This is a genomic window from Janthinobacterium sp. 35 (assembly GCF_002754575.1).
In the GTDB taxonomy this organism is placed as follows: domain Bacteria; phylum Pseudomonadota; class Gammaproteobacteria; order Burkholderiales; family Burkholderiaceae_D; genus Janthinobacterium; species Janthinobacterium tructae.
Genome location: NZ_PEFN01000001.1, coordinates 4,442,910 through 4,469,238, shown reverse-complemented (window position 1 = coordinate 4,469,238; position 26,329 = coordinate 4,442,910). Strand labels below are relative to the sequence as shown.

The following is a 26,329-nucleotide window of genomic DNA, read 5'->3' as shown; positions in this document are numbered from 1 at the left end:
GCTCTGGAATGATTGCTTTCATGAACGGCCCCATCAACTGTATATACGTACAGTATACTATGCCGCTATGCGGGCAAGATCAAGGGCTGGCGTGCTGCTGTTTCACGCTTTTTCAGCATGCGGTATGACATAACTCAACTGCTGTGCGACAAAGCCGTCAAATGCCGTGATCAGAGGAACGAAGCGGGACGCGTCCTGCTCCAACTGCATCAGGGCATAGCAGGTCGCTTCCAGGGTCGATAACTGGTCTGGCGCGTGCGCCTTGCGGATCAGGTAATGGGAAGCGGGCGTGTCGCGCAGGGGCAGGCGCGGCAACTGTTGCAACTGGGGATTCAGGTACAGCATCTTGCGGCTCTTGCGCCAGGTGGCGTCCAGCACCACCAGCCGCAATTGGCTCAAAAATCGGGCCGGATCGAGCAAGATGGCGGGGTTGAGCGGGGGCGGGGGCGCGATGCCCAGCGAACGGTCGCCGGGCGTATCTGGGTACAGCAGCACGTTGTGCTTGTCGGCCAGCAGTGCGGCGAGCGTGTCCGGGGCAAACTGCTCGCCCGTCAGCATGCGGCTGTTGGGCAGGCTCAGGTGCAGCAAGCGGGCACTGCCCTTGGCGTTATGGACTTCCAGCGGATGCTGCAGGATCAGCACGTCCACTGCATGGGCCACGGGGGCGATCCAGCGGCAGATGCAGCTGGATGCGGCGCGCAGGCAGGCTGGGCAGCGCGCGCGTTTGGCGGGTTCAGCCTCGGAGGACGATGCAGCGGCAGGGCTGGAGGGATGGCTGGAGGTAGAGCTTGAGGTACGACGGGTGGTCATGGCGGAGCGCGTTCGCGGCTGTCTTCAAGCCGCGATTGTAGCGCCCGCGCCATGCCACGGGGAATCTGCGCTTAAAACTCTTCCCATTCGTCGGCGCCAGACGCCACCGGTGCCTTCGGCGCGCGTGCCCGCACAGCGTCCGCCGGCGCCGCCTTGCCCGGCGCGGCTGCGGGCTGTGCTGGCGCGCGCCGTACCGCCGCTTGCACGACAGGCCGCACGGCGGTTTTGAGCGGCGCAGGCGCTTTCACAGACAGGGCAGCAGTGGTGGAAACAGAGTGCTGCGTGGCATCGAGCTTGAACACGCCCACGACCTCGGCCAGCTTGGCCGCCTGTTCCTGCATGGATTCGGCCGCTGCGGCGGCCTCTTCCACCAGGGCCGCGTTTTGCTGCGTCACCTGATCCATCTGGCCGATGGCCTGGTTGACTTGTTCGATGCCGGCGCGCTGCTCATCGCTGGCATCGGTGATCTGGTTCATGATCTGCGTCACGTGGCTGATGCTTTGCACGATTTCGTCCATGGTGCGACCCGCCTTGTCCACCAGTTGCGAACCGGCCTCGACCTTTTGCAAGGAATCGTCGATCAAGCCCTTGATTTCCCTGGCCGCCGCGCTGGAGCGCTGCGCCAGGTTGCGCACCTCGGAGGCCACCACGGCAAAACCGCGGCCCTGCTCGCCGGCCCTGGCCGCTTCCACGGCTGCGTTCAGGGCCAGGATATTCGTCTGGAAGGCGATGGCGTCGATGACGCTGATGATGTCGACAATCTTGCGCGAGGAATCGTTGATCGAGCCCATGGTGCTGACCACTTCCGACACCACCACGCCGCCCTTGCTGGCGATCTGCGAGGCGTCGATGGCCAGTTGATTCGCGCTGCGCGCATTGTCGGCATTGCGTTTCACGGTCGAGGTCAGCTCTTCCATCGAAGACGCCGTCTCTTCCAGCGAGCTGGCCTGCTCTTCCGTGCGCGATGACAAGTCCAGGTTGCCGGCGGCAATTTCGCTCGACGCCGTGCTGATCGATTCGGTGCCGACGCGCACCTGGCCGACGATACTGACCAGTTTATCGTTCATGTTTTTCAGCGCATGCATCAGCTGCCCCGTTTCATCGCGGCTGTCCACCACGATATGGCTGGTCAGGTCGCCGGCGGAAACGGCTTCCGCCACCTCGACGGCGCGCGTGATGGGACGCGTGATCGAGCGCGTGATCCAGTAGGCGCAGGCGATGCCCAGCAAGATGGCAACCGCGCCCAGCGAGATCAGCAGCAAACGGCCGTTTTCGTAGCGCGAACGGATGCGCGCGGCCGCTTCATCGAGCAATCTGGTTTCCAGCACGGCCATCTTGTTCAGCGACGCGAGGTAAATGTCGCGCTTGACTGCCATGTCGCCTTCATACAGGCGCTTGCCCAGTTCCAGGTCACCCGCATTCTTGGCCTTGAACACATTCTTGCGCACGTCCGTGTAAGCCTTGCGCGTGCTCAGCACTTCCTGGTACAGCGCTTGCTCTTCGGCGTTCAGCTCGCTCTTGCCGATAGCGTTCTGGATTTCCGTGGCGCGTGCGGACGAGACCGACATTTCCTGTTCAAACTGCTTCTGGTGTTCGGGATCGCTCACTTTCCATGCGGCCGCCGTGCGCGCCGCGTTCACCTCGATGACCTTGGTCCACTCACCGATCAGGCGTTCATTGCGCACCTTGACGTTGACGAGCGCATCGGTTTCCTTGCTGGCGCTTTGCATCTGCACGATGCCCACCACGGTCAGGCTCGTCAACAGCAGCAGGACGGCGGCAAAAGCGCCACCGAGGCGTACGCCGATTTTGAGGTTTTTCATTGCGTGATTCCTATCTGAAAAAACAATGCACAGACGCCACGAAACCGACTTGCTGCTACGTACCAATATAGCAGGCATCTGCCGTGCGGCAATCACGAGCGGCGACGCAACGCTACCCAGCGTCGCCAGAATGGCAGCGCGCCGCAGCGCACCACTTTGGAGCAGATTGTGAGTGAATCAGGATGGTATTGCAAGAAATAACATGCAGAAAAGCAACAATTACAAGGAGCTATGCCGCCACGCACGGGCGGCAGGCAAGCATCGTCAGTTTTGCTTCACATAGATCAATTTTGACGTATCGAAACCCAGCCCCCGGGCTTTCTCGACCAGGCGCTGCTGCAAGGCAGGGTCCATGCTCGGCGTGCGCGACAGCAACCACAAATATGACTTGTCGGGGCCGCTGATCATGGAATAGCTGTAATCTTGCTGGTCCAGGTCAAACACGATGTAGGAACCATAGAAGGGACCGAAAAACGACACTTTCAGGTAGCCCACGTCTTTCTTGTCGACGAAATACGCCTTGCCTTCCGCTTCCTTCCACTGCGCGTCCGCCTCCTTGTAGCCGCGGTTGAGCACTTTCAGGCCGCCATCCTGGCGCAGGCTGTAGTCGGCCGTCACGCGGCTCAGGCCCCGTTCGAATGAGTGGTCGAGGCGCGCGATCTCATACCACTTCCCCAGATAGCGGGTCGTCTCGAAGTTGTTGACAGGCACGATATTCTCGGGACGGCCGACACAGCCGGCCAGCACGAGCACACTCAGGAACAACAGTTTTTTCATGGTCTTCTCCATAGCTAAAATCAGGGTAGCAACGTCACGGTAGCAATGCGTGGTCGACGATGCGGCGGATCGCGCCACTATTTTGCATGTGCACGATGGCGGCATTGAATTGCTCGATAAAGTCATCGCGATAAGGGTAGGTGGCCGGCCGGCGCGCCGTAAAACCCAGGTGGCCCTGCTGACTGGCCAGCTGCGCCGTTTCCTCGATTGCCTGCATCGGCGCGCCCGATGGACTCTCGCGCCGGATGCGCTGCAATTCCCACTGCGCCGACAGGCGGTCGCTGACATAGCAATCGATGCGCCCGCGCATCAGCTTGAGCAGATTCGTGCGCGTGCCCTTGGCCGGGTCGAGCACGATTTTTTCGGCGCGCAAGGCAGCCATCAGCGTCGCATCGCCGGGCAGGAAACCCGCATTCACGCCGATGTGCAGACCGCCATAGTCGGCGGGCCACTGCCGCAGCGCGCGCTTGGCCAGCACGTCCTGATTGCACAGCACCACCAGCTGCTCCATCAGCAGCGGCACGGAATAGCGCACATACGGCCGTTCGCTGCGCCACGAATATGGCGGATATAGGGCAAACGCCTCGCCCGTCTGCAGCATCAACAGCCCCCGCTTCCAGGGCACGGGGCGCAGCTGCACCGCATACTGCGGCATCGCTTGCACGGCTTCGCGCACGATCTGCGTGTAGATGCCTTTCAGCTGGCCATTCTCGACGTAGGAGTACGGCGGATAATCGTCGTCGCCATAGATCACCAGCGGCGTCGCCGTACCGGCCTGCGCGCTGGCAGCGATGAACAGGCATAGCGCGGCAGGCAACATGGACATTCTGGGCATGCCCGCAGATTAGCATGGAAGCGCGACAAGCGATCATCCGTTCGCGCTGTTCGTCCCCAGCATCTCGTCGAGCTGCGCCAGGGTGCTTGAATCCTTCACGACGGCGCGCAGCCACAGGTGCAGCGGCAGCTCACCCCAGCTGGCGGCCTTGTCCGCCAGGTAGGCAACGGGGCTGTGCGGCTCCGTGCGGCGGAAAAAATCGGCCACCTGGCGCAGCTGGGCCAGCGCCTGCTGGCGCTGCACGATGACACCCCCGCCCCCGTCGGCGCCCTGGCCGGCGGCGGCCGGCGCAGCAGCGAAGTCCGCGCCAGGCGACAGCGGCGCGATGAAATGAATGACGTTTTCCAGCGCTTCGCGCGCGGCGCGAAAACTCGGACCATCGGCGCCGAAACGCGCATCGACGCTGCGTTCGAACGCCAGCAGCGACTGCATGCAGTACTGTGCATCGGCCAGCAAGCCGTCGGAAAAGGCGCGCGTATTCCTTTGCCGCGCCGCCTCCATCTGCGCCAGGGTCGCTGCGTCGTCGTGGCGCGTATCGCCCCAGCCCTGCTCCGCTGCGCCTTGCGCCAGGCTGGCCGCCGCGCGCTGGCGCGCCGCATCGAAATCCTGCAGTGAAAACAGACCATCGGCGCCTTCGGTCAGCGGTATCTCGCGCAGCAGTTGCGGCGTGCGCGACAGCAGCCAGAAGACATTGCCAATGCGCTGTTCCTGATCGCCCTCTTCCGCCGGCGGATACAGGCCTTCCCAATAGCGCTCACACAGGCCGGCCAGCAGCGCGTAGCCATCGCCCAGGCCACGGAAGTGGCGCGTCTTCGCGTGCGCCTCGGCCAGCCACACGGCCACGCGCAAATCCTTGCTGCGCGCGGCGATCAGCTGTTCGCAGCGCGTCGCCACGAAAGGCCAGTCGGCTTCCTTCAGCGCCGTCACCCACTCGCCCTGGTCCAGGCTCGGGTCATCGTGCTGGCGCGCGCGCGCGATGGCGTCGAGCTCCTGGCTGAAGGTGATGTCTTCGCCACAGGGACTGACGGCGCTGACGGGATGCAGCAACTGCTCCAGGTTGAACATGGCACTCTCCGCAAGGTGGATTATCGGATCGTATACTTGAACTGCCCCTGCTTGCCGGCGCTGACGCGTATCGAGGCGATCGGCTCGCCTTCTGCCATGCGCGCCAGCACCGCTTCGGCAATCGCCGGCAGCAGGCTGCCGTTGAGAATTTGATCGACATTGCGGGCGCCCGAATCGACCTCGGTGCAGCGCGCCAGCACGGCATCGACCAGGCCCGCGTCATGGCTGAACTGCGCCTGGTGGTTGCGTGCGATGCGCGCCCCGATATGCGCCAGTTTCAGGGCGATGATCTCGGCCAGCACCGCGTCGCTCAGGGGATAGAAGGGCAGCACCTTCAGGCGTCCCAGCAAGGCCGGCTTGAAATGCGCCACCAGTTGCGGGCGCACCAGTTCTTCCAGCGCGGCCGGCGTGGGCAAGTCTTGCGCTGCCCGGTTCAGGCAGGCGGCCATCATGGCGCCCGAACCCAGGTTCGAGGTGGCGATGATGACGGTGTTGCGAAAATCGACTTCGCGCCCTTCCGCATCATCGAGCACGCCCTTGTCGAAGACCTGGAAGAACAATTCCAGCACGTCGGGATGGGCTTTTTCCGCTTCGTCGAGCAGCACCACGCTGTAGGGCTGGCGCCGCACGGCTTCCGTCAGCACACCACCCTCGCCATAGCCGACATAGCCGGGCGGCGAGCCTTTCAGGCCGGCCACGCTGTGCGCCTCCTGGTATTCGCTCATGTTGATGGCAATGAGCTTGCGCTCGCCGCCATACAGCAGGTCGGCCAGCGCCAGCGCCGTTTCCGTCTTGCCCGTGCCGGACGGTCCCGTGAACAGGAACACGGCTTGCGGCTTGTTCGGGTCGTCCAGGCTGGCGCGCGCCGTGCGCACGCGCTGCGCCACCGCCGCGATGACGTGGTCCTGCCCCAGCACCCGTTCGCGCAACGCGCCATCCAGGGTCAGCACCGTGCGGATCTCGTCCTTCAGCATTTTCCCCAGCGGGATGCCGGTCCAGGCGGCGACGATGCCGGCCACCACCTGGGCATCGACTTCCAGCGGCGACAGCGGCGCTTCTCCCTGCAGCGCCGCCAGTTCTTCCTTCAACGCCAGCAGGCGCGCCGCGCCGATCTCGCCCGGCCGCTCGCCGCGCAACTGCACGCGCAGGTCGCCGATCTGCGCCACCAGCGTTTTTTCGCGCTCCCAGCGCTGCGCCAGCGCCGCGATCGCCGCCTGCCCTTCGTCATGCTCGCGCCGCAGCTGCACCAGGCGCGCGGCAGCGGCTTTATCGGGCGCTTCGCCATCGGCCGCCTCGCGCGCCAGGGCAGCGATTTCCGCGCCGATGCGTTCCTGCCGCCGGTGCGCGTTTTCCAGCTGCGCCGGCGTGGCGCGCTGGCCCAGCGCCACCTTGGCGCAGGCCGTATCGAGCACGCTGATGGCCTTGTCGGGCAGCTGGCGCCCACTGATGTAACGGTGCGACAGGCGCACCGCCTCGACGATGGCGGCGTCGCGCACGCGGATGCCGAAATGGCGCTCCATCAGCGGCGCCATGGCGCGCAGCATGGCGCAGGCGATGTCCTCGCTTGGCTCTTCCACCTTCACCACCTGGAAGCGCCGCGCCAGCGCCGCATCCTTTTCAAAGTATTTTTTGTACTCGCTCCAGGTGGTGGCGGCAATGGTGCGCAGGGCGCCGCGCGCCAGCGCAGGTTTCAGCAGATTGGCCGCGTCGTTCTGCCCCGCCTGGCCACCGGCGCCGATCATGGTGTGCGCCTCGTCGATGAAGAGGATGACGGGGTGCGGGCTTTTCGCCACCTCGTCGATGACATTCTTCAAGCGGCTTTCAAATTCTCCTTTCACGCTGGCGCCAGCCTGCAGCAAGCCCATGTCGAGCGCGTGGATGTGCGCCCCCTGCAGCACCTCGGGCACGTCGCCCGCGGCGATGCGCAAGGCCAGGCCTTCCACCACGGCCGTCTTGCCCACGCCCGCCTCGCCCGTGAGTATCGGATTATTCTGGCGCCGGCGCAGCAGGATGTCGACGGCCTGGCGTATCTCGCCCTCGCGGCCGATCACGGGATCGAGCTTGCCGTCGCGCGCCAGCTGCGTCAGGTCGGTGGTGAACTGGTCCAGCGCCGGGGTCTTGCTGGCCAAAGTCGCAAGCGGATCGTCGGATGTCTCGGAAAGCTGCGGCACGGCCGCGCTTTCCTCCCCGGAGCCGGCCGTCAGCTTGTCCGGATGGTGCTTCAATTGCTCCACGCTGAAGCGGGCGAACAGCTTCGAGCCACGGTACGCGAGCTGCGACAGTTCCGGCTCCGTCAGCAGCGCCAATAACAGATGGCGGCTGCGAATGGGTCCCGGCTGCGCCGTATCGAGCGAGGCGACCAGCCAGGCGTGTTCGAACAGCAGCGGCAAATGGGGAGAGAAGACGGGCGTGCGCGCGCTGCCCGTGCGGAAGCTGCCGATCTCGCGGCGCAGATCCGCCTCCAGCGCCGTCAGGCTGATTTCGCTGCGCCGCGCGATGGTGACGAAATCGCTGCGCTCCTGTTCCAGCAGCGCCAGGAACAGGTGTTCGATATCGACTTCATACTGCCCCAGTCCCACGCAGATGCTGGCGGCGCGGGTGGCGGCCGTGCGCGCCGTGTCATTCAGTTTGGCGATCAGGGTTTTCAAATGATTGCTCATGCGGCGGCTCCCTTGCGGTTGATCGAATAGCGCAGCGACGACGGCTGCAGCACGGCGTCGAAATTGACCGTCTCGCCACCGGACATCACGGCCAGGGTGCCACTGATGACGAAGCCGACGCGGTTGATGCTGCCCGCTTCGCGCTCCAGGCGGGCGCGCACATTGCGCAAGCGCGGTTCGTGGCGTTCGATGGCGGCCTTCAGCGCGGCGCAGATGCGGGCGCGGTCCTCGCTGCTGGACAAACACATGCCGGCGAAATCGATCAAGCCATAGTTGACGATGGACGCCGCGCATTCCGGATAGGCGTCGAGCGCGCCAGGCGGCAGGGCCACGCGCGTGTTGAGCAGCTCTTCCAGGTCGCGCGCCACCGCATCCTTCAATTGTTCCAGCGACAGGCGCGCCGCCACGCCGCCCGCCGCAGCGCCGTCGCCCATCAGGCGGTCGAACAGGCCGGGTACATAACTGTCCATGCGCTCTCCTGAAAAGTCGGCGCGGCGCGCGCAGGAGGATGTCCGCCGCGCGCCGCGCAAGGATGGATCAAGCCACGCGGTTCGCGGCCAGGTCCCAGCCGCCCGAGGTATTGCCACCGGCGCCGCCCGTCACTTTTTGCTGTGTGTATTTCCACTTCACTTTCGAGAACTTGAAGCCGACGTGTTCACCGAGGATGTCGCCTTCTTCCACGTTCGGCGTGACGGCGCCGATCAAGACATTCTCGATTTCGATTTCAAAGTACTTGACGCGCTCGCCCTGGCCGTCGGCGCGCATGAATTCGAAGCGCGCCTTGGGAATGGTCTTGCCGGCAGAGCAGGTCTGCAGCAGCACCGGCGAGGCCAGGTCGGCCAGCTTGGAGATGACGATGTCCTTGTGCTCGCAGCGTTCGGCCGTGTGGCCGCCGCCCGTCGAGGCGGTGGCGGACTTCGGCTGCTCGACGCTCCAGCTGACCGATTTGCACTCGATCCAGTCCTTGTGCTTGTCATCGGTGGACTCGCCCTTGATGCCGTCTATCTGCAGATATACATCGATTGCCATGGTGTGCTCCTCTGGTTGAAAGATGGGTGGATCATGAATTGGTCGACTTCGGCAACTCCGCGACCAGTCGGAGCGAAACGGACAGCTCATCGAGCTGGAAATGGGGACGCAGGAACGATACGGCGCGGTACACGCCGGCCCGGCCCGGCACTTCATGCACCTGCACGGACGCCTCGCGCAGCGGGAACTGCGCCTTCTGCTCCTGGCTGGCGTTATCGTCGAGCAGCACGTACTGCATCAGCCAGCGGTTCAGAAAATCTTCCACGTTGGAAGCGGCGGCAAAGCTGCCGATCTTGTCGCGCATCATGGCCTTCATGTAGTGGGCGATGCGCGAGACGGCAAAGATGTACTGCAACTGCGACGACAGCACCGCATTCGCGTTGGCCGCGTCGCTGTTGTACTTGCGGCTCTTCTGCGCCGACTGCGCGCCGAAAAACGCCGCATACGCCGTGTTCTTGCAGTGCACCAGCGAGATGAAGCCCAGGTCCGATAGTTCCTTTTCGCGGCGGTCGGTGATCGCCACTTCGGCCGGGCATTTCAGGGCCACGTCGCCCTCGTCCGTCTTGAAGGTGTGGGTCGGCAGGTCGTCCACCAGGCCGCCGCCCTCCACGCCGCGGATGGCGGCGCACCAGCCGTAATCGGCAAACGCGCGCGTCAGCTTGCTGCCGAACGCATACGCGGCGTTACACCACAGGTATTTGTGATGGTCGCTGCCGTCGACTTCCTCGACAAAGTTGAAGCCTTCGACCGTGGTGCCGTCGACGGGATTGAAGGGCAACCGGCCCAGAAAGCGCGGCAAGGTCAGGCCCACGTAGCGCGCATCCTCGGATTCGCGGAAGGCTTTCCATTTCGCGTACTCGATGGTGTCGAACACCTTGGCCAGGTCGCGCGGCTTGCCCAGGTCGCCGTAGCTTTCCAGGCCAAACAGTTCCGGCGCGGCCGATGCGATGAACGGTGCGTGCGCGGCGGCGGCGATGTGCGACATCTGCTCGACGAAATACATGTCTTCCGGCTGGCGCGAGATGGCGAAGTCGCCCAGCAGCGCGGCGAACGGCGCACCGCCGAAGGTGCCGAATTCCTCTTCATACACCTTCTTGAACATGCTGCTCTGGTCGAACTCCAGCGCGGCCTGGAAATCCTTCACCAGTTCGCGCTTGGTGGCGTTGAACATGCGGATCTGCAGGCGCGTGCCCGTATCGGAATTGCCGACCAGGTAGCGCAGCCCCGTCCAGCTTTGTTCGAGCTGCTGGAACGGCGCCGCGTGCATGATTTCGCTGAGCTGGGTGGAGATCAAACGGTCGATTTCTGCCACGCGCGCGTCCAAGGTCGCCGACAGGCTGGTCGACATCAGCACGGTGCCGTCGAGCACCTGCGCCACCAGTTCCGAGATCAGGTCGCGCGCACGCGCATGCTCGGCGCCGGACTTGGCGACGCGGCTCTGCTCGACGATCTGGTCCAGCAAGTCGGTCGCGGCCGGGCCATCGGATACGGATACAGCGAGGGCTTCTGGGGCTTCTGCCTGGGCGCTCATCTCAATCCTCCTGTGCAGGGAACTGCGGTTTCAGGCTGGCCAGGCTGTCCGTGTTGTTCAGCACTTCCGTCAGCAAGTCTTCCAGCTTGTCATTGCCGGCCAGCTTGTTGCGCAAGTCGGCCAGCTTGGTGCGCGCCTCGAGCAGCTTGCGCAAGGGATCGACCTGGCGCACCACCGATTCCGGGCGGAAGTCATCCATCGAGCGGAAGTGCAGGTCGACGGCGAACGTGCCGCCCGCCTCGCTGATGCGGTTCGGCACGGCGAAACGCGCCACCGGCTCCACGCCGGCCAGCACTTCGTCGAAGTTGTTGCTGTCGATGGCGACGAACTTGCGGTCCTTCAGGCGTTTTTTTTCGCTGTCCGGATTGCCGCCAAAGTCGCCCAATACGCCAACCACGAAGGGCAGCTCCTTATTTTCAATCGCGTCGCCAATCTCGACGTCATAGGTCATTTGCACGCGCGGTGCGCGTATCTTTTGCAGGCGTTTTTGCACGCTGTCGGACTTGGGCATGTCGCTTCCTTTTCAAAGGGATGGTGGGGATGCTGGCTTATTTCAAGCCGCTGAACGGGTCGGCCGCGCTGCCTGGCGCTGCCGCGCCCTTCGCCGCCGGCGCGCCGACGCTGGAACTGGAGCTGGCAGCGCGCTTACCGGCCGCCGGCGCACGCCTGGCCGGCGGCACCAGCACGTCTTCGCCGATGCTGGCGCGCAGCAGCTTGGCCAACTCCTGCGCTTCCGAGCGCAGCGAGCCATTCAGATTGTTTTGCCGCGACAGGTCGGCCAGCGCCTTGCCGGACAGGCGCAAACCGCTGACGGCGACGATGCTGTTGGCGACCTTGTCGTCCGGATCGCGTTCCAGCGCTTCGAGCGCATGGCCGATGGCGTCGCCGTATTGGGCGCGGTCGAACTTCATCTGCGCCATTTGCAGCCACGGCGCCTTGTCGGCCGGGTAGCTGCTGCCGCCGCCCTTGAGCAGGGTCATGGCGCGTTCGTACTGGCCGGCGCGCGCGGCCGCATCGGCCTCGCTCATCACTTGCGCCAGGCTCGGCGCGGCAGGTTTGGTGGGTACCGGCTGGTCTGGCGTGGCGCAGGCGGCCAGCAGCAAGGCGCTGGCGAGGCAGGCAATACGGGGCAACATGGTGGCTGGCTTCATCGGGCATTCCTTCACGTGGAGGACGCTACCGCTGGGAAAGATGGGCGGCGCCTTGGTGGAGGCCATTATTGATCGCCAATTTTTTTGCCAGATTGAGATTAATCAGCAAAGAAGAAGTTCCACGCCACAGCGGCGGACAGCGCCATGAATCCTGATCTGGCGCAGGAACTGCGTTGATCGCAGGCGGACTTTGCGCCAACGCAAGCAGGCCGCTGGCACATGCGTTTAAATGACTGCAAGACTTTTATTTCCACTCACCATTTTTGCAAAGATCCTCCATGCCATCTGACGCCCCGCTCCGCCGCCTGGTCCGCGCCACCGCACTACTGCTGCCAACCCTTTTGCTGGCTGGCTGCGCGGGCGGCGCCATCGGCACACTGGCCAACGCGGCGCTGCAAATGGCCGGCGTGGCCAAACCGCCGCCCGAACTGCCGGACGCGCAAAAACCGCCGCGCAACGTCAGCATCCGCCTGCACGCGGCGCAGCGCCTCAACACCGATGCCGAAGGCCGGCCGCTGGCGCTGGTGGCGCGCATCTACAAACTGCGCCAGAGCGCAGCCTTCGAGCAGGCCCCCTACGACAGCTTCCTCGACGCGCAGCGCGAAAAGGCCGCACTGGGCGCCGACCTGATGGAAGTCAAAGAGGTGCTGCTGGTACCGGGCCAGCGCTACGAAGTGCAGGAAAAAGTCAGCAAGGAAGCGTATTTCATCGGCGTCGTGGCGCTGTTCCGCGCGCCAGCGGCGCAGCGCTGGCGCGCCACCTTTGGCGCTGCCGACGCGGAACGCGGTGGCATCACCGTCGGCCTGCATGCCTGCGCGCTGAGCGTCAGCGGCATGGCCACACTGTCAAGCCCGCGCTGCCAGTAGCGCAAACACACGCCACACATTCAAAGGAGAAACGCGATGGGCATGGCAGCGAAAGTCTTGTGGGGAGAAGGCCTGTTCCTGCGGCCGCAGCATTTCCAGCGCCAGGATCAATATCACGAAGCGCGCCTGCATCACACGGCCAGCGCGCTGCATCCCTACCTGTGGGGCGTGGCGCAACTGCAGTGGGACCTGGCGGCGCTGCAGACGGGCACCTTGCGCCTGCTGGCCCTGTCGGCGATCTTCCGCGATGGCGAAGTGTTCGAGGCGCTGGGCGACGGCGCGCCAGGCAGCGACACCCTGCCCCCGCCGGTGGATCTGGAAGCGCTGCCGCCGGCGGTGCAGGAAGTGACGTACTACGCGGCGCTGCCCATCCTCAACCGCGAAGGCATGAATTACACGGCGCAGGCGTCAACGGCAGGCACGCCGGCCACCACGCGCTTTGCGCACGCCATGCGCGCCACGCCCGACCTGTTTACGGAGTCCGCCGTGGCCGACGTGGCGTACCTGAAGAAGACCGTGCGCCTGATTCCCGACAGCGAAGCGCGCGGCTCCTACGACTGCCTGCCGCTGATCGCCCTGCGGCGCACGGTGTCGGGCGGCTTCGAGCCCGTGCCCTCGTTCATGGCGCCCAGCCTGGCGATCGCCGGCGCGCCGCGCCTGCAAGGCGTGCTGGAACACCTGCTCGACGCGCTGCAGGCAAAGGTGAGCGCGCTGCACGGCCACCACCGCGAGCCGAGCCGCAACGTGATCGAATTCCGCTCGGGCGACGTGTCCTCGTTCTGGCTGCTGCACACGGTCAGCACGGCCGCCGCCGCGCTGATGCACTATGTGCGCCATCCGGCCCTGCATCCGGAGCGCCTGTACGAGGCGCTGCTGGGCCTGGCGGGTGGCTTGCTCAGCTACTCCAAGCACTACACCCTGGCCAGCCTGCCCGCCTACGACCACGCGCAGCCGGGCGCCTGCTTCGACGCCATCGATGGCATCATCCGCGAACTGCTCGACACCGTCATCTCGTCGAAGTACTTTTCCATCGCCCTGCTGGAGGACAAGCCGTCGTATTACCTGGGCAAGCTCGATTCGGGCAAGATCGACCAGCACACCACCTTGTACCTGGCGATACGCGCCGCCATGCCCGCCATCGAACTGGTCGATGTGGTGCCGCTGCGCGTGAAAGTGGGCGCGCCCGACGACGTGGAAAAATGCGTGCTCACGGCCATGCCCGGTCTCAAATTGTCGCATGCGCCGCAAGTGCCGGCGGCCATTCCCGTGCGCCCCGACACCTATTATTTTGCGCTTGAAAACCGCGGCGCGCTGTATGAGCAGATGCTCAAGGCGCAGTCGATTTCCGTCTACGTGCCGGCCGGCATACGCGACCTGCAGCTGGAACTGATCGCGGTGACGGCATGAGCCAGCTCATCGAACGGCGCGCGGCGCCCTCCCTGCTGGGACCACGTGGTGCCGCCCCTGCAGGCAACAGCCGGCATGCCGGCAGCGCCCTGCTGGACCTGATGCACGAAGGCTTTTACATGCTGTTCATGCTGAAGCACGGTTCGGCGCCTGGCGACGAGCAAAGCTTCATGGAGCGCATCACGGCCTTTCTTGGCGACTTCGAACGCGAAGCGAAAAAGATCCGCGCCGATGGCGACGATATCGAGGCGGCCAAGTATGCATTCTGCGCGGCCGTCGATGAAATCATCCTGGCCTCACCTTTCACCCTGCGCAAGCAGTGGGAAAGGCGCCCGCTGCAGCTGCTGATCTTTGGCGACCAGCTGGCCGGCGAACACTTTTTCGACCGCCTCGACGCCTTGCGCGGCAAGGGCGCCATGCGCGTACAGGCGCTGCAGGTCTTCCACATGTGTTTATTACTGGGATTCCAGGGCAAGTATGCGATCGACGGCGGCGAAAAACTCAACTACCTGACGGCGCGCCTGGGCGACGAAATCGCCCACATCAAGGGCAAGAGCCGTGGCTTCGCGCCGCGCGCGGAACGCCCCGACCAGGTGGTCAACAAACGCGGCAGCGATGTGCCGCTGTGGGCGCTGTCGAGCTTTTTCGCCCTGCTGGCCATCTGCGCCTACCTGGGTTTGAAAACGCATCTGACGCGCGGCACGCAAACGACGCTGGCCGCGTATGCGGACCTGGTCAAGCTGGCGCCAAGCCCGGCGCACCTGACCATCACCCTGCCCTGAACACCTCACAAAACCTACTGCGCGTCGGTTTTGTGAGGTGTCAACCCAATCTACTGCGCCATCCTGAACTCGATGCGCCGGTTCCGCGCCCGGCCATCGGCCGTGGCGTTGCTGGCCACGGGACGGTCCGGGCCCTGGCCCGACACCAGCACGGAATCGGCCACGATGCCCTTCCCGGCCAGGTAGGTGCGCACGGCTTCGGCGCGCGCCTGGCTCAGGGCCACATTGCTGGCGCGCAGGCCCGTGTCGTCCGTATGGCCGATCACCTCCACCTTCCGGCCCCGCAGCTTGAGCATGACGGCCGCCATCTCGTCGAGGATGGCCAGGCCGGCCGGCGTGATGGACGCCTTGCCGCTGTCGAATTCGATGATGCGCTTGTCAAGCACCGCATCGAGCAGACCCTGCTCGGCCTCGGCCGCCTTGACGCGCAAGCCGTTGTTGACGGTGTAAGTGGGATTGAGGCTGGTGGCAATGTCGCTGGCGATCTGCTGGCGCTGCGCCTCGTTCGCCACTTCGCCGCGCACGCTGACGTTGTTGCCGGCGATGCTGATCTGCCCCCGCGAAATGAGCTTCAGGTTCGGCGCGATCAGTTTTTGCACATAGGCGTTCCAGTTGGCCGGCACGGCCACGTTGCCGATGGCGATCTGGTCGACCACGCGCTCGGCGCCATACAGTTCGCGCAGGCGGGCCAGCACGGCCGCCTTGCCCGCCTCGTCGGCCAGGGTGCCCGTGACGAGGATCTGTCCCGGCATCGGCGTCTGGGGCGCTTGCGCGTGGCAGGGAACGGCCGCAGAAAGCAGCAGCGGCAGCATGAAAATGTGAGATTTCATCGCAATCCTTCAGGCAAAGGTGTCGGCAAACATGGCGCAGGCCGAGCGCAGCGACAACTGCTCCTGCTGCAGGCAGGCGGAGAACTGGCGCAGCGCCGCATCGTCTCCCAGCTGCTCCTCGACCCAGTCGAGCTGGTCGAACACGATCAGCCGTTCGCTGCCAGCCTGCGGATCGATCAGCGCTTGCAAGCCGTGCGGGTCGGCGCCGCAAAAACCGATCACCAGCACGGGCGCCTCGTCGAGGTGAGAAAAAAACAGCGCCAGTTCGAAATCGGCCTGGCGCAGGAAAGGCGCAATCAAATGCAGCCAGAAGCTGGCCACCAGCTCGCGCAGCTGCACGTCCTGCGGCAGCGGCAGCACCAGGCTTTTCTCCAGGCGCGGCAAGCCGCTCTGGCGCACCGGCTGCAGCAACAGGCCCAGACCCAGCAGCAATTCACGCACCGTCACGGGGAACGCGGGTGAGGCCAGCATCGTTTGCAGGCCGTGCACGGTCTGCGCCTGCAAAAAGGCGGCCAGCCGCGCCGCGTGGCACGGGGCGGCCGGTTCGACTTCGACCACGTTGCCGGCCAGCGCCAGCAGCGCCGGCCCCGGTTCGGCGCTGGAAACAATGCCTTGCGAGAGCTGCTCCACGCGCTGCCACAGGGGCGCCAGCGCCAGCGGGCTGCAAGCGACAAAGGCGTCGGCGTCATCGACTTCCAGCGCGCCCATGGCCATGAAGGGAAAACGCCGCTGCGACTGGTCGTTGCTCGCTTCCAGGCGTCCGGCGATGGCGCGCCGGCTGCGCGTGCCGACAAAGGCGAAGCGCAGCGGCGGCAAGGCGTCGTAATTGAGCTTCCAGCGCGGTTCCACCGTCAGGGCGTTCATGACTTGCGCCAGCCAGTCGTCGAGCAGCTGTACCAGCGCGTGATTGTCGCAAGCCTTGATGAAATCGCCGCGCGCAGGGATCTTGCCGAAGTAGCCGAGGCGCACCTGCTGTTGCGCGCGCGTCATGGCGACACTCCCGCCGCCGCAACTGCGGCCATGGCCGGCGCGGGTGCCGCAGCACCGACGATGGTCTCGGGCAGCTGCATGCCGCGAAAGCCCTGCTCCTGCAGCGCCGTAGTCCCGCCCGCACCGGCGCCCGTCGTTTCCGCGCTGCTGGTGATTTTCAGGTCGACCGCCACGGCCACCTCGCCGCGCACCCAGCGCAGTTCGAACACGCCGCCATCCTTGCGTTTTTTGCTCGCCGCATCGATCATGCGCTTCAGGCCGAATTGCCCCGGTTCGTTGAACAACTCCACCGTGCGCCCGTCGAAGGTGACGGCCGTGATGCGCGCCCCTTGCATGCCCGACGCGCCTTGCGGGCCAGGATGCACCATGTTCGTCCACTGCGCCGGCGTGTTGCGGTAGCGCAGCTGCTGGCCGTCGATCTCCACCGTGTATTCCAGGGTACCGGGCGCGGGTGACGGCTGGATCTGGAACACGGTTTGCGCCGCCGTCGAGGTGGCCGCCACACCGCCCGCGCCCAGCGGCGCGATCCAGCCTGGAAAGCGCGCCACCACCTGCGGCGACAGGCTGATACCCATGTCGGCCCAGGTGCGCGGTGCCAGCACGTCGCCGCGCCGCACCACCAATGGTCCCATGGACGTCGTGACGAATTTCGCCACCAGGCCTTCCGGGCCGAAGAACTGGCCGATTTCCAGGTTGCTCGCCTCGATGCGCGCCGTGGGCGCGAACGGATATTTGTTGGCCAGCGATTTCTGGAACGGTTCGTACACCTGCGCCGCCCAGGTCTTGTTGATATCGAGTTCGGCCGGCGCGACGATGACGGCAAAGGTCTGCATCAGCGGGCGCACGAGGATGGGTCGAATCGCCTGCTTTTGCGCGTCGCTCATCCCCGTGAGTACCTGCTCGTCGACCAGCTTCAGGGCGTCGGCCAGCTCGGAACCACTGCCTTCCAGGGTCTGCTGCATGAACTGGCGCGCACCCGGCCCCGCGTCGCCCTGGTTCTTCAGCAAGTTCAAACGGCTGCGCAGTTTCGACAGCGCTTCCAGGTAGGCGCGCATCAGCGAGGCATTGTTGTCCCTGGCCGCCACCAGCTTGCCCACGCCGGCAAATTCGCGTCCCACGGGGCCCATGGGTTTATCCAGGCGGGCCGGGTCGATCTGCGCATTCACGCCCGGATTGGCCGTCAACTGCGACGGCGCGCGGCGCAGCACGGTTTCCTTGAACCAGGCGATGATGCCCCGCTCGGCCTTGCGCAATTGCGCATTCTGCAGCGCCGGATTGTCCCACGAGGTTTCATCGTAAATCGTCGTCAGCAGTTTGGAGATCGGCGACGCTTGCGGGTCGCCCAGGCGGTTCATCGCCTGCACGGCGCCGTCGAAGCCTTTCAGGTCGGCGACGGCCACGCCCTGCACGAATTTCTGCCACTCGCGCGCGTAGTCGGCCTTGTACATGGCCACCAGGTTTTTCTCGATCTGCTCCGGACTGCCTTCCAGGGTCAGGTCGTCGGTGGAGGCGCTTTTCAGCACCCAGTCGGCGCTTTGCAGCTCGCGGTTGGCGGCGTCGCGAAACGCGCCCTCGACGAACTTTTCCCACGCCTGGCGCGTAAAGGCGCCGGAGACGGCGTAGCTGCCCGCCAGCAGCGCCTGATCCTGTTCGCCGACGATGCGCGCCACCGTCATGCCGGGAAAACGCGTCGAGGCGCGCGCGCGTATGTCGGCATACACGCGCTCGCGCGCCGGCATGCCGCGCACCACGCGGCGCAGGTTTTCGCGCGCCTGGTCGACCAGCGCCAACTTCTGCTCGATGCGCGGCCAGGACGGATCGCCGATCTGCGCCAGGTAAAACGTCAGCAGCCGTTCGGCGCTGCGTATCATCTGCTCGCGCGGCATGGCGCCCCGGTTGCCTTCCAGCCAGCCGCGCCAGAAGCGCGTCAGCTGGTCGTTCAGGTGGCTGCTTTCGGCATGCGTCTTGTCGGCCAGCATCAGATAGGTTTTCAGCGCGTTGTAGGCATCTTCCACATTCGTCGCGCTGGCCGCCTGGTACTGAACATTGCGTGGCGCAGAGGATGCGGCGGCCGGTGTCTGCGGTGTGCGCGCCGTGGGCTGCAGCTGGTCGGCGCTGGCGTTCATTTCGAACAGCAAGGCTTCCAGCGCGCCCGCCACGGGGTCCAGCATGACCTGGCGCGCGCCGGCAAAATACTCCTCGCGCAGCTTGCGCTCAAGTAAATCGCCCTGATACAGGCCCAGGCGCAAGGACCACGGCCGTTGCGTGCGGTACGCTTCCAGCTGCTCGATGCGGTCCTGCAAGATCTCCAGCGCTTCCAGTCGCGACTGCAAGTCCAGCCGGCGCTCCTGCAGCTTCACCACTTTGTTCAGATCGGCCTCGACATTGGCCACCAGTTGCCGGTTGCCCAGGTAAGACCAGCTCCAGCCGCCCAGGCAGGCGCCCAGCGACACGGTGGCGGCAAAGAACACGGCATATTTGAAGCGCAGCTTGGCGCGGTTGGCATAGTTGGCCACCAGGTGCTTGTCGGCAAAAATCACCTTGCGGAACAACTCCAGCAGGAAATAACCATGCTGGCGCACACCCGCAGGCAGCACGGCCGGGGCCGGCGCGAAGGCCAGGTCGAAGCGGCGTGCCACCTGCTGCGAGGAGGCACTCACGGGCTCGCCCTCCTGCAGCGCGCTGGTAAAGTAAAAGCCGCGGAACACGGGCAGGAACTGGAACGGATTTTCCTCGAACAGGGTGGCGATGAAGGCGCGCAAGGCCGGCTTGATGGCGGCAAATTCCAGCGGAAAGGTAAATACGCCGGGCGCCATCGTCTTGCGTTGCCGGTGCGCCATGTTGGCCAGGCTCAGCTCCGTCAAGCCATCGTGCAATTCATCGAAACTCTGGTCGAAAAACGCCAGCAAGTCCGCCGTGGGCAGCTTGCGCTGATAGGGCATGGTGGCGCCCCAGACACGCTCGCGTTCGCTGCGTTCGGCATCGGCAAAAAACTCCGTGAAGCCGGCGATCAGGTCTGCCTTGGTAAACACGATGTACAGCGGCGCGAACACTTCCAGGCGTTCGATGACATCCTGCACGCGCTTGCGCAGGCTGCGCGCCAGTTGCATGCCCACGTCGGGGTTGCCTCCCAGTTCGGCGATGCTGACGGCGATGAGGATGCCGTTGATGGGTGCCTTGCGCCGGTATTTTTTCAGCAGATCGAGAAAGCCGAACCACTCGCCGCGATGCTCGTCGACGACGGAATAACGTCCCGCCGTGTCGAGCACGATGCCGTCCGTGGTGAAAAACCAGTCGCAGTTGCGCGTGCCGCCCACGCCTTGCACGACCTTGCCGTCAGCGAAGGGAAATTGCAGGCCTGAATGCAGGATGGCGCTGCTCTTGCCGGCGGCCGGATTGCCGATGATCATGTACCACGGCAATTCGTACAGGGCGGCGGCGCCCGATTTGAGGCCCAGCTTGGACGTTTTGATGGTCTCGATGGCGGCCAGCATGCCCGTGCGCACGGCGTCGAGTTCACCGTGATGGGTACTGTTGGCCGTCGGGGCCGAGGCCGCTTGCGCGGCGGCGATCTCGGCCTCGTTGAGGATGGCTTGCCCCAGCGCCTGGGCATTGCGCCGCGCGCGGCGCCGACGCCACAGCCACAGGCCCAGCCAGGTGACAAAGGCCAGCAGCAGCAAGGCCAGCGCCCAGATCAGCGCCACTTCCAGCACCTCGGCCCCCAGATACAGGAACACGGCCAGCGCCACGAAGCCGAGGATGGTCAGATTGCGGCTGTCGGTGAGGAAATACCAGATTCGTCGCAGCATGATAAGCCCAGGGTGAGGTCGCAAAGCAAGGCGGATTCGACCCATGCTGACAGCAAGTCGGCGCGCCTTTGTTGACATATGACAAGTACCAGGCGCCAGCGCACGGCAGGCGCTGGCGTGCCATTGACGCTGCGCAAGCAAGCTTGCAGCTGTGAAAATGATGGCGCGGTGCGGCGCTAGAATGGCTGGCGCGGCTTACTTGCCCAGCACGCGCGGTTGCGGCAATTCCGTGTGGCCAAAATCCATCATGGTCCAGCGACCGCCCCAGCGCAGGCCCACCGATTCGGCCGTCACGCCATATAAACGGTAGCCACGCATGGCCCAGGCATTTTTTTCAGAAATGATGAGCTTTCCTTCATGCATGAATGCGCAATCGGCCGCCAGGCCATACTGGTGATAGCTTTGAAACGCCCTGGCGTTGGTCACGTTCGGGCCGGCCGCCGCCAGCTGGTCCTGGCGCGCGGGGCTGCGGTAGCCTTCCAGCAAGACCATGTCGTAGCCATGCACGTCCTTCATGATCTTGAAGACCAGCAACAGGCGCTGCGCGTAGTCGTGGTCGAGCAATTGCCAGTTGCGGCTGGCACCGCCCAGCAGCGGACGCAATTGCGTCACTTCCGCCGTGGAAAACAGCAGCGGCGGCAAGGTTGGCGGCGGCACCAGTTGCTCGCCTTTCAGCAAGTCGCTGACCTGGTCGTTGATGACGTGTTGCCGATCGGCATAGCCGCGCAGGGCGATGCGGTCGCTGGACAACCACGCCAGCAGGGGCGGCACGATGACCAGCACGCTGCCTGCCAGGCTCAGCCAACGATGCCGCAACAGCAGCTGCCAGGCGCGCGCCATGCCCGAGCCCGTGTGCTGCCGCATGCGCTGCCACTGCGCACCGCTGCCGCCCTTCAGATGCTGCGCGCGCCGCTGCACGCGCCAGCCCAGGTTGACGAGCGTGTGCAGCACGATGGCGCGACCGCCGGGAAACAGCAGCAGCCAGCAGGCAAAACAGGCCAGCAGGAAATACATCAGGACCAGGGCGACAAACATGGGGCGCTCCGTGACAGGGGTAGTCTGGGCCGGACAGCAATTTCCCGGCGGTATCGCTAGATCGTAGGCGTCCGCGGCCCGCATGAGCGCGGTTTACATCAAGGTCAGTCGAGTTTGATCCACTGCGGAGGTGATATTTTGTCTCTATTGAAACCCGGGGATGGCCAGGCGCACGGTCCTGACCTGCTGAGCAAGGCCGGCGCGGCTGGCGCGCACAGCGACGGCAAGGGCATCCTGTCGCAGCTCGAACACGGCGTCGCCGCGCCTGCGGCCAGGCCCGCCCTGCGCTGGTACCCCGACTGGCGGTATTGGGCCGCTGGCGCGCTGTGCCTGGCGGTGCTGGCCGTGCTCGCTTATGACACGAGCATCATGCCGCCCGCGCCCGCCACGGCCGTGGCGGTGGCTCCGCCCGCACTGCCGGCGCCAGCCGCACCAAGTGTGCCCCCGCATGCGGCGCAGGCGGCCACCATCGTCAATACGGCGGCCCCGCCCTTGCCTGCGGTCGCAGCCCCAACGGCAAGCGCGCGCTCCAGTGCGCCACGCAAGACAGCACCGCCCGCGCGCCCGCAGGGGCCGAGGCCGGCTGCCGCGCCCGGCGACAGCGACGTCGCCTTGCTGACGGCGATGGTGGCCCATGCGCACCGGCAGGAAGGTACAGCAAAACCCGTGCGCGACGTGGTGCTGCGCAGGCAGGAAGAAGAAACGGCGGAACTATTGCAGCGCTGCAAGCAGCTGGGCCTGATCGAAGGCATGCTGTGCCGCTCGCGCATCTGCTCGGGCCGCTGGGACAGCGATCCCGCCTGCCATTGAGAAACTCAGGTGTTTCGCGGGTGAGTGGCCGCGTCCATGCGGCCTTGCAAAAAGCCTTCCATCAGCGCCAGCAATGCCTGCGGCTGCTCCTGGTGCGGTGCATGCCCGCATTGTTCGACCATGGCGGGCACGGCGTTGAGGGCCTGCGCCACGATCGTGTCGACCTGGGCCGCGCTGCCGTACTGGTCCTCGCTGCCCTGCAGCACCAGCGCAGGGCATTCGACGGAAGGCAGCAGGTATTCGATGTTCCAGAACTGGAAACCGTAGCTGAGCCAGGTATCCGACCAGGCCTTGAAGATGGATTCCGTCTTGTCGCCATGGTATTTCGCCAGCGCACGCAACTTGCCCGCGCCAAACGCCGCGTCCGCCACGCGAATACCATCGAGCGTGACACCCTCGACAAACACGTGCGCCGCTTCGGTGATGATGCCGCGCAAGCGCGGTGGCTGCTGCGCCGCATAAATGAGGGCGATGCTGCCGCCATCGGAGTGGCCGATGAGAAAATGGTCTTGCCCCGGCAGCAGTGCGGCTAGCACTTGCGGCAACTCGCACAGCGCGTAGTCGTGCAAATAATGGAGTTGACGGCGCGCCGCCAGAGGCGACGACTGCCCATAGCCGTGGCGGTCATACAGCAAGCCGCGGCAGCCTGTCGCCTGGCATAGCTGCGCGGGAAAATCTTTCCACATCGCACAGCAGCCGAGCCCCTCGTGCAGGAATACCAGGCAAGGCTTGGCGGGGTCACCCTCGATCAATTCGTAATAGATATCGGTTTCGGCACTCAGGTTCAGTATCGGCATGGGCTAAGCTCGCAACGGGTTGCGTATCGACAGGTCGGCTGCGCCTATTGTGCCATTGTCCAGCACGGCATGCGTGACGCCGCCATAAAAATAGCCTGTGGGAAAAGATCTTGCGATTTGCCTGCAAGGTGTTTGCGCCAGCACAAGTTAGCGCCGTTTTTCCGGTGGCCTCGCGCGCTTTTTGCCCGCGCGTTTGCCTAGAATGGCTTACTCCAACAGCATGGAGCAGGCGGCTACCTTATCAGCCAGGACGTGACACTGGCCGTCACGGCAACAGATAGGGCGTCTTGCCGCACGACGACAGGCGCGGCATCCAAACTATCGATCAGGAGTACATCATGGATATGAAAGTAGAACATCGTACCGGCAGCAACCTGGCACTGGAAGAAACGGATGCACCGATGGAGCAGGAAGGAAAAAGCGCCAAAGGCGCGGCCGCACAGGACTTGAACCTGAGCGCTGCCGCCTTCACCACCTATTACACGTGGACCGCGAATGGCGTGCATCCTTCGGTCAACTTCGCCAATGCCAACGTGAAGGCCAATTCGCGCGTGCTGCTCAACATCAGCGAATTTGGCGCGAATGCCCAGGACCGTTTCATCGGCGCCGCCCGCATGGCCGTGTACAACATCGCGCCATATAACGGCGGCTTCCGTGCCTGGGTGGATATCTCGTGGGGCAGCCCGCTCAAGGTGCGTTTCGACGTGTTTGTCGATCCCTGATCCGGGAAACACTGCGCGTGCCCCTGCCACCAGCAGGCCGGCACCACGCATGTCGTTAAGACACTGATGGGAAGGCCAGCGTGAACGGGAAACCGTGCGCGCAAACAAAAGGGCCACGTGTTGCCACGTGGCCCTTTGCTACTGCTTGTTCTGGCTCCCCGACCTGGACTCGAACCAGGGACCTGCGGATTAACAGTCCGTCGCTCTACCAACTGAGCTATCAGGGAAAGGAGGCCGAATTATATACGTCAAAATTTCTCATGTCCAGTTTCAATCTGCATGGCCAGCAAAATACGCCGCCAGGGAACAAGCCTTGCCAGGTGGCTGCGTCCGTCTGCGCGGCGCCACGCAAGATAGTAGAATAGCCAAGCCTTGCCGACACGCAAGGCGCTAACGGCATGCCGGCAGCGGGGCGTCGACCACCGCGCTGCCAGCATGCGCTTGCAAGGCTCATCCTTGCCCCTGGCTGACTGCTCTCACTCGACATGACAGAATCAAGCGCATCCCTGGTGGACAAGCCCGGCAGCGGCGACAGCTCGGCGGAAATTGCCGAGCATATGGCGGCCGCCATCGTGGCGCGCCAATTGCCGCCCGGTACGCGGCTGCGCGAAGAGGCGCTGTGCCGGCTGTATGGAGTCAGCCGCACCAAGATCCGCGCCGCCCTGCTGATACTCTCGAAAGACAAACTCATACGCATGGTGCCCGACAAGGGTGCCTTCGTCAGCCAGCCCACCGAAGCGGAAGCGCGCGACATCTTCGCCGCGCGGCGCATCATCGAAGCTGCCCTGGCGCGCGAATTCGTCGCGCGGGCCAAACCCGCCGACTACCGCATGCTGGAGCGGCACCTGAAAGCGGAACGCCTGGCGCTGGCACAAGCGACGCCGCTGCGCTCGCAACTGCTGGGCGACTTCCACGTCTTGCTGGCCGACATCGCCGGCAACGCCGTGCTGCGCGATATCGTGCGCGAACTGGTGGGGCGCAGCTCGCTGATCACCATGCTGTACCAGTCCGGCCATGCTGCCGCCTGCTCGTACGACGAACACGGCCGTTTTCTTGAGGCGGCGCGCAGCGGCGACGCGGACCTGGCGGCGCGCCTGATGGTCGAACATCTGTCGCACGTGGAAGCGGCCTTGCGCTTCGATGGCAGCGCCAGCGACGCCAGAAAGGACCTGGTGGCGGCGCTGCTGATGTAAGCCGCCCCATCAAAAAAGGCCGCCGATGCGGATGCACGGGCGGCCTTGTCATTGCGCCGGCAACTGCTTGCCAGCAACCGGGCTATTCGCCCAGGTAAATAAACTTGAACAGGAAGATGGCGGCGATGATGTAAGCCACCACCGACACTTGCTTGCCCTTGCCCGTCAACAGTTTCAATACCGCATAGGTGATGAAGCCGAAGGCCACGCCGCTGGCCACCGAATAGGTAAATGGCATCATCAGCGCCGTGATGGCGGCCGGAATGCTTTCCGTGCTGTCATCCCAATCGATGAAGGTCAGTTCGCGCAGCATCAGACACGCCACGTACAGCAATGCTGGTGCCGTCGCGTACGGCGGCACCGTATGCGCCAGCGGGGCGAAGAACAAGCTGCCCAGGAACAGCAGCGCGACGGCCACGGCCGTCAAGCCCGTGCGGCCACCCGCTTGCACGCCGGCCGCGCTTTCCACGAAAGCCGTGGTGCTCGATGTGCCCAGGCAGGCGCCGGCGGCAATCGCCGTGCTGTCGGCCAGCAAGGCCTTGTTCATGCGTTCCATCTTGCCGTCTTTCAACAAACCGGCACGGTTGGCCACGCCCATCAGGGTGCCCGTCGCATCGAACAATTCCACCAGGAAAAATACCAGCACCACGTTGACGATACCGATCGACAGCGCGCCCATGATGTCGAGCTTGAACAGGGTCGGCTCGATGGCGGGCGGCGCCGAGACGATGCCGTTGAATTGGTTGCCGCCAAAGAAAAAGCTGGCGATGGTGATGGCGAGGATGCCGATCAGGATGGCGCCCGGCACTTTCAGGCGGTCCAGCGCGACGATGATGAAGAAACCGAGGATGGCCAGGATGGGCGCCGCCTGGTGCAAGTCGCCCAGCGCGATGATGGTGGCGGGGTTCGATACCACGATACCGGCGCTTTTCAGGGAAATGATGGCCAGGAACAGGCCGATACCGACCGTGATCGCCGTGCGCAGCGCGGGCGGGATGCTGTTGATGATCATCTCGCGCACCTTGAACAGGCTGACCAGGATGAACAGGCAGCCGGAAATGAAGACGGCGCCCAGCGCCACTTCCCAGCTCATGCCCATGCCCTTGACCACCGTGTACGAGAAATACGCATTCAAGCCCATGCCCGGCGCCAGCGCGATCGGATAGTTCGCGTACAAGCCCATGATCAGGGTGCCGATGGCGGCCGCCAGGCAGGTGGCGACAAAGACGGAATCCTTCGGCATGCCCGCGTCGCCGAGGATGGACGGGTTGACGAAGATGATGTAGGCCATCGTCAGGAACGTGGTCAGGCCGGCCAGCAGCTCCGTGCGCACATTGGTTCCGTTGTCCTTCAGTTTGAAATAGCGTTCCAGGAACTGCATGATTAACCCCTTGTTTTGGTAAAACC

General features: G+C 64.6%; 23 protein-coding genes and 1 tRNA gene. 6 read left to right on the top strand and 18 right to left on the bottom strand.

The genetic code is table 11. From position 1 onward, the window contains the following. Nucleotides 1-102: 102 nt before the first annotated feature. From CLU93_RS19885 to CLU93_RS19835, 11 genes are all read right to left on the bottom strand, one after another. On the bottom strand, nt 103-810 hold the full coding sequence (locus CLU93_RS19885) for a tRNA-uridine aminocarboxypropyltransferase (protein WP_099763000.1): 708 nt from the start codon (nt 808-810) through the stop codon (nt 103-105). A 71-nt stretch (nt 811-881) separates the two neighbouring features. Continuing rightward, nucleotides 882-2,633, bottom strand: coding sequence for a methyl-accepting chemotaxis protein (locus tag CLU93_RS19880; protein WP_099762999.1), 1,752 nt, complete (start codon nt 2,631-2,633; stop codon nt 882-884). Nucleotides 2,634-2,897: 264 nt separating this feature from the next. Then, on the bottom strand, nt 2,898-3,410 hold the full coding sequence (locus tag CLU93_RS19875; RefSeq protein WP_099762998.1) for a lipocalin family protein: 513 nt from the start codon (nt 3,408-3,410) through the stop codon (nt 2,898-2,900). A 34-nt stretch (nt 3,411-3,444) separates the two neighbouring features. Further along, nucleotides 3,445-4,236 carry a substrate-binding periplasmic protein gene (locus CLU93_RS19870; RefSeq protein ID WP_243420302.1) on the bottom strand — a complete coding sequence of 264 codons (792 nt, stop codon included), beginning with the start codon at nt 4,234-4,236 and terminating at the stop codon, nt 3,445-3,447. 42 nt (nt 4,237-4,278) lie between these two features. Next, nucleotides 4,279-5,310: a type VI secretion system protein TssA gene (gene tssA, locus CLU93_RS19865; protein ID WP_099762996.1), complete on the bottom strand. Its 1,032-nt coding sequence runs from the start codon at nt 5,308-5,310 to the stop codon at nt 4,279-4,281. 20 nt (nt 5,311-5,330) lie between these two features. After that, on the bottom strand, nt 5,331-7,970 hold the full coding sequence (gene tssH, locus CLU93_RS19860) for a type VI secretion system ATPase TssH (protein ID WP_099762995.1): 2,640 nt from the start codon (nt 7,968-7,970) through the stop codon (nt 5,331-5,333). Continuing rightward, on the bottom strand, nt 7,967-8,440 hold the full coding sequence (gene tssE, locus CLU93_RS19855) for a type VI secretion system baseplate subunit TssE (protein ID WP_096236750.1): 474 nt from the start codon (nt 8,438-8,440) through the stop codon (nt 7,967-7,969). The genes tssH and tssE overlap by 4 nt, the downstream gene beginning before the upstream one ends. Before the next feature lie 67 nt (nt 8,441-8,507). Next, entirely contained in the window at nt 8,508-8,999 is a 492-nt protein-coding gene (locus tag CLU93_RS19850) for an Hcp family type VI secretion system effector (protein ID WP_034750126.1), read from the bottom strand. Between the two features lie 31 nt (nt 9,000-9,030). Then, complete coding sequence (gene tssC / locus CLU93_RS19845; protein ID WP_099762994.1) at nt 9,031-10,530, bottom strand: type VI secretion system contractile sheath large subunit; 1,500 nt, start codon at nt 10,528-10,530, stop codon at nt 9,031-9,033. A gap of 1 nt (nt 10,531) precedes the next feature. Next, the gene (tssB, locus tag CLU93_RS19840; protein ID WP_099762993.1) at nt 10,532-11,041 is read right to left on the bottom strand and encodes a type VI secretion system contractile sheath small subunit; all 510 of its coding nucleotides are present in this window, start codon (nt 11,039-11,041) and stop codon (nt 10,532-10,534) included. Nucleotides 11,042-11,078: 37 nt separating this feature from the next. Continuing rightward, nucleotides 11,079-11,681 (bottom strand): hypothetical protein, encoded by a 603-nt coding sequence (locus CLU93_RS19835; RefSeq protein WP_257225028.1) that lies wholly within the window; start codon nt 11,679-11,681, stop codon nt 11,079-11,081. A gap of 278 nt (nt 11,682-11,959) precedes the next feature. On the opposite strand from CLU93_RS19835, the gene tssJ reads away from it, so the two are divergent. Genes tssJ through icmH form a run of 3 tightly spaced genes read left to right on the top strand, consistent with a single transcriptional unit; the run spans nt 11,960 to nt 14,736 of the window. After that, the gene (tssJ, locus tag CLU93_RS19830) at nt 11,960-12,547 is read left to right on the top strand and encodes a type VI secretion system lipoprotein TssJ (protein WP_099762991.1); all 588 of its coding nucleotides are present in this window, start codon (nt 11,960-11,962) and stop codon (nt 12,545-12,547) included. 36 nt (nt 12,548-12,583) lie between these two features. Further along, nucleotides 12,584-13,954 carry a type VI secretion system baseplate subunit TssK gene (tssK, locus tag CLU93_RS19825; protein WP_099762990.1) on the top strand — a complete coding sequence of 457 codons (1,371 nt, stop codon included), beginning with the start codon at nt 12,584-12,586 and terminating at the stop codon, nt 13,952-13,954. Then, on the top strand, nt 13,951-14,736 hold the full coding sequence (icmH, locus tag CLU93_RS19820) for a type IVB secretion system protein IcmH/DotU (RefSeq protein WP_099762989.1): 786 nt from the start codon (nt 13,951-13,953) through the stop codon (nt 14,734-14,736). The genes tssK and icmH overlap by 4 nt, the downstream gene beginning before the upstream one ends. A gap of 50 nt (nt 14,737-14,786) precedes the next feature. Here the strand turns inward: icmH and CLU93_RS19815 are convergent, their stop codons facing one another. The 4 genes from CLU93_RS19815 to CLU93_RS19800 form a co-directional block, all read right to left on the bottom strand. Then, on the bottom strand, nt 14,787-15,566 hold the full coding sequence (locus tag CLU93_RS19815) for an OmpA family protein (protein ID WP_099762988.1): 780 nt from the start codon (nt 15,564-15,566) through the stop codon (nt 14,787-14,789). Nucleotides 15,567-15,575: 9 nt separating this feature from the next. Beyond that, on the bottom strand, nt 15,576-16,556 hold the full coding sequence (gene tagF / locus CLU93_RS19810; RefSeq protein ID WP_099762987.1) for a type VI secretion system-associated protein TagF: 981 nt from the start codon (nt 16,554-16,556) through the stop codon (nt 15,576-15,578). Further along, on the bottom strand, nt 16,553-20,365 hold the full coding sequence (tssM, locus tag CLU93_RS19805; RefSeq protein WP_099762986.1) for a type VI secretion system membrane subunit TssM: 3,813 nt from the start codon (nt 20,363-20,365) through the stop codon (nt 16,553-16,555). The genes tagF and tssM overlap by 4 nt, the downstream gene beginning before the upstream one ends. A gap of 195 nt (nt 20,366-20,560) precedes the next feature. Then, entirely contained in the window at nt 20,561-21,400 is an 840-nt protein-coding gene (locus CLU93_RS19800; RefSeq protein ID WP_099762985.1) for a M15 family metallopeptidase, read from the bottom strand. Between the two features lie 138 nt (nt 21,401-21,538). On the opposite strand from CLU93_RS19800, the gene CLU93_RS19795 reads away from it, so the two are divergent. Further along, complete coding sequence (locus CLU93_RS19795; RefSeq protein ID WP_243420304.1) at nt 21,539-22,210, top strand: hypothetical protein; 672 nt, start codon at nt 21,539-21,541, stop codon at nt 22,208-22,210. Between the two features lie 5 nt (nt 22,211-22,215). Here the strand turns inward: CLU93_RS19795 and CLU93_RS19790 are convergent, their stop codons facing one another. After that, a complete protein-coding gene (locus CLU93_RS19790; RefSeq protein WP_099762984.1) occupies nt 22,216-23,007 on the bottom strand; it encodes an alpha/beta fold hydrolase in 792 nt (263 codons plus the stop codon). Nucleotides 23,008-23,345: 338 nt separating this feature from the next. On the opposite strand from CLU93_RS19790, the gene CLU93_RS19785 reads away from it, so the two are divergent. Further along, on the top strand, nt 23,346-23,729 hold the full coding sequence (locus CLU93_RS19785; protein WP_243136511.1) for a hypothetical protein: 384 nt from the start codon (nt 23,346-23,348) through the stop codon (nt 23,727-23,729). Nucleotides 23,730-23,880: 151 nt separating this feature from the next. Here the strand turns inward: CLU93_RS19785 and CLU93_RS19780 are convergent. Further along, nucleotides 23,881-23,956, bottom strand: a tRNA-Asn gene (locus CLU93_RS19780). Nucleotides 23,957-24,214: 258 nt separating this feature from the next. Between CLU93_RS19780 and CLU93_RS19775 the strand changes: the two genes are divergently transcribed. Continuing rightward, the gene (locus tag CLU93_RS19775; RefSeq protein ID WP_099762982.1) at nt 24,215-24,922 is read left to right on the top strand and encodes a GntR family transcriptional regulator; all 708 of its coding nucleotides are present in this window, start codon (nt 24,215-24,217) and stop codon (nt 24,920-24,922) included. Between the two features lie 82 nt (nt 24,923-25,004). On the opposite strand, the gene CLU93_RS19770 is transcribed toward CLU93_RS19775, so the two are convergent. Beyond that, nucleotides 25,005-26,303 carry an NCS2 family permease gene (locus tag CLU93_RS19770; RefSeq protein ID WP_099400337.1) on the bottom strand — a complete coding sequence of 433 codons (1,299 nt, stop codon included), beginning with the start codon at nt 26,301-26,303 and terminating at the stop codon, nt 25,005-25,007. Between the last annotated feature and the right edge of the window lie 26 nt (nt 26,304-26,329).

Coding starts and splice junctions, on each gene's coding strand:
- CLU93_RS19885 (WP_099763000.1), bottom strand. CDS start 810: ATGACCACCCGTCGTACCTCAAGCTCTACCTCCAGCCATCCCTCCAGC.
- CLU93_RS19880 (WP_099762999.1), bottom strand. CDS start 2,633: ATGAAAAACCTCAAAATCGGCGTACGCCTCGGTGGCGCTTTTGCCGCC.
- CLU93_RS19875 (WP_099762998.1), bottom strand. CDS start 3,410: ATGAAAAAACTGTTGTTCCTGAGTGTGCTCGTGCTGGCCGGCTGTGTC.
- CLU93_RS19870 (WP_243420302.1), bottom strand. CDS start 4,236: ATGTCCATGTTGCCTGCCGCGCTATGCCTGTTCATCGCTGCCAGCGCG.
- tssA (WP_099762996.1), bottom strand. CDS start 5,310: ATGTTCAACCTGGAGCAGTTGCTGCATCCCGTCAGCGCCGTCAGTCCC.
- tssH (WP_099762995.1), bottom strand. CDS start 7,970: ATGAGCAATCATTTGAAAACCCTGATCGCCAAACTGAATGACACGGCG.
- tssE (WP_096236750.1), bottom strand. CDS start 8,440: ATGGACAGTTATGTACCCGGCCTGTTCGACCGCCTGATGGGCGACGGC.
- CLU93_RS19850 (WP_034750126.1), bottom strand. CDS start 8,999: ATGGCAATCGATGTATATCTGCAGATAGACGGCATCAAGGGCGAGTCC.
- tssC (WP_099762994.1), bottom strand. CDS start 10,530: ATGAGCGCCCAGGCAGAAGCCCCAGAAGCCCTCGCTGTATCCGTATCC.
- tssB (WP_099762993.1), bottom strand. CDS start 11,041: ATGCCCAAGTCCGACAGCGTGCAAAAACGCCTGCAAAAGATACGCGCA.
- CLU93_RS19835 (WP_257225028.1), bottom strand. CDS start 11,681: ATGAAGCCAGCCACCATGTTGCCCCGTATTGCCTGCCTCGCCAGCGCC.
- tssJ (WP_099762991.1), top strand. CDS start 11,960: ATGCCATCTGACGCCCCGCTCCGCCGCCTGGTCCGCGCCACCGCACTA.
- tssK (WP_099762990.1), top strand. CDS start 12,584: ATGGGCATGGCAGCGAAAGTCTTGTGGGGAGAAGGCCTGTTCCTGCGG.
- icmH (WP_099762989.1), top strand. CDS start 13,951: ATGAGCCAGCTCATCGAACGGCGCGCGGCGCCCTCCCTGCTGGGACCA.
- CLU93_RS19815 (WP_099762988.1), bottom strand. CDS start 15,566: ATGAAATCTCACATTTTCATGCTGCCGCTGCTGCTTTCTGCGGCCGTT.
- tagF (WP_099762987.1), bottom strand. CDS start 16,556: ATGACGCGCGCGCAACAGCAGGTGCGCCTCGGCTACTTCGGCAAGATC.
- tssM (WP_099762986.1), bottom strand. CDS start 20,365: ATGCTGCGACGAATCTGGTATTTCCTCACCGACAGCCGCAATCTGACC.
- CLU93_RS19800 (WP_099762985.1), bottom strand. CDS start 21,400: ATGTTTGTCGCCCTGGTCCTGATGTATTTCCTGCTGGCCTGTTTTGCC.
- CLU93_RS19790 (WP_099762984.1), bottom strand. CDS start 23,007: ATGCCGATACTGAACCTGAGTGCCGAAACCGATATCTATTACGAATTG.
- CLU93_RS19785 (WP_243136511.1), top strand. CDS start 23,346: ATGGATATGAAAGTAGAACATCGTACCGGCAGCAACCTGGCACTGGAA.
- CLU93_RS19775 (WP_099762982.1), top strand. CDS start 24,215: ATGACAGAATCAAGCGCATCCCTGGTGGACAAGCCCGGCAGCGGCGAC.
- CLU93_RS19770 (WP_099400337.1), bottom strand. CDS start 26,303: ATGCAGTTCCTGGAACGCTATTTCAAACTGAAGGACAACGGAACCAAT.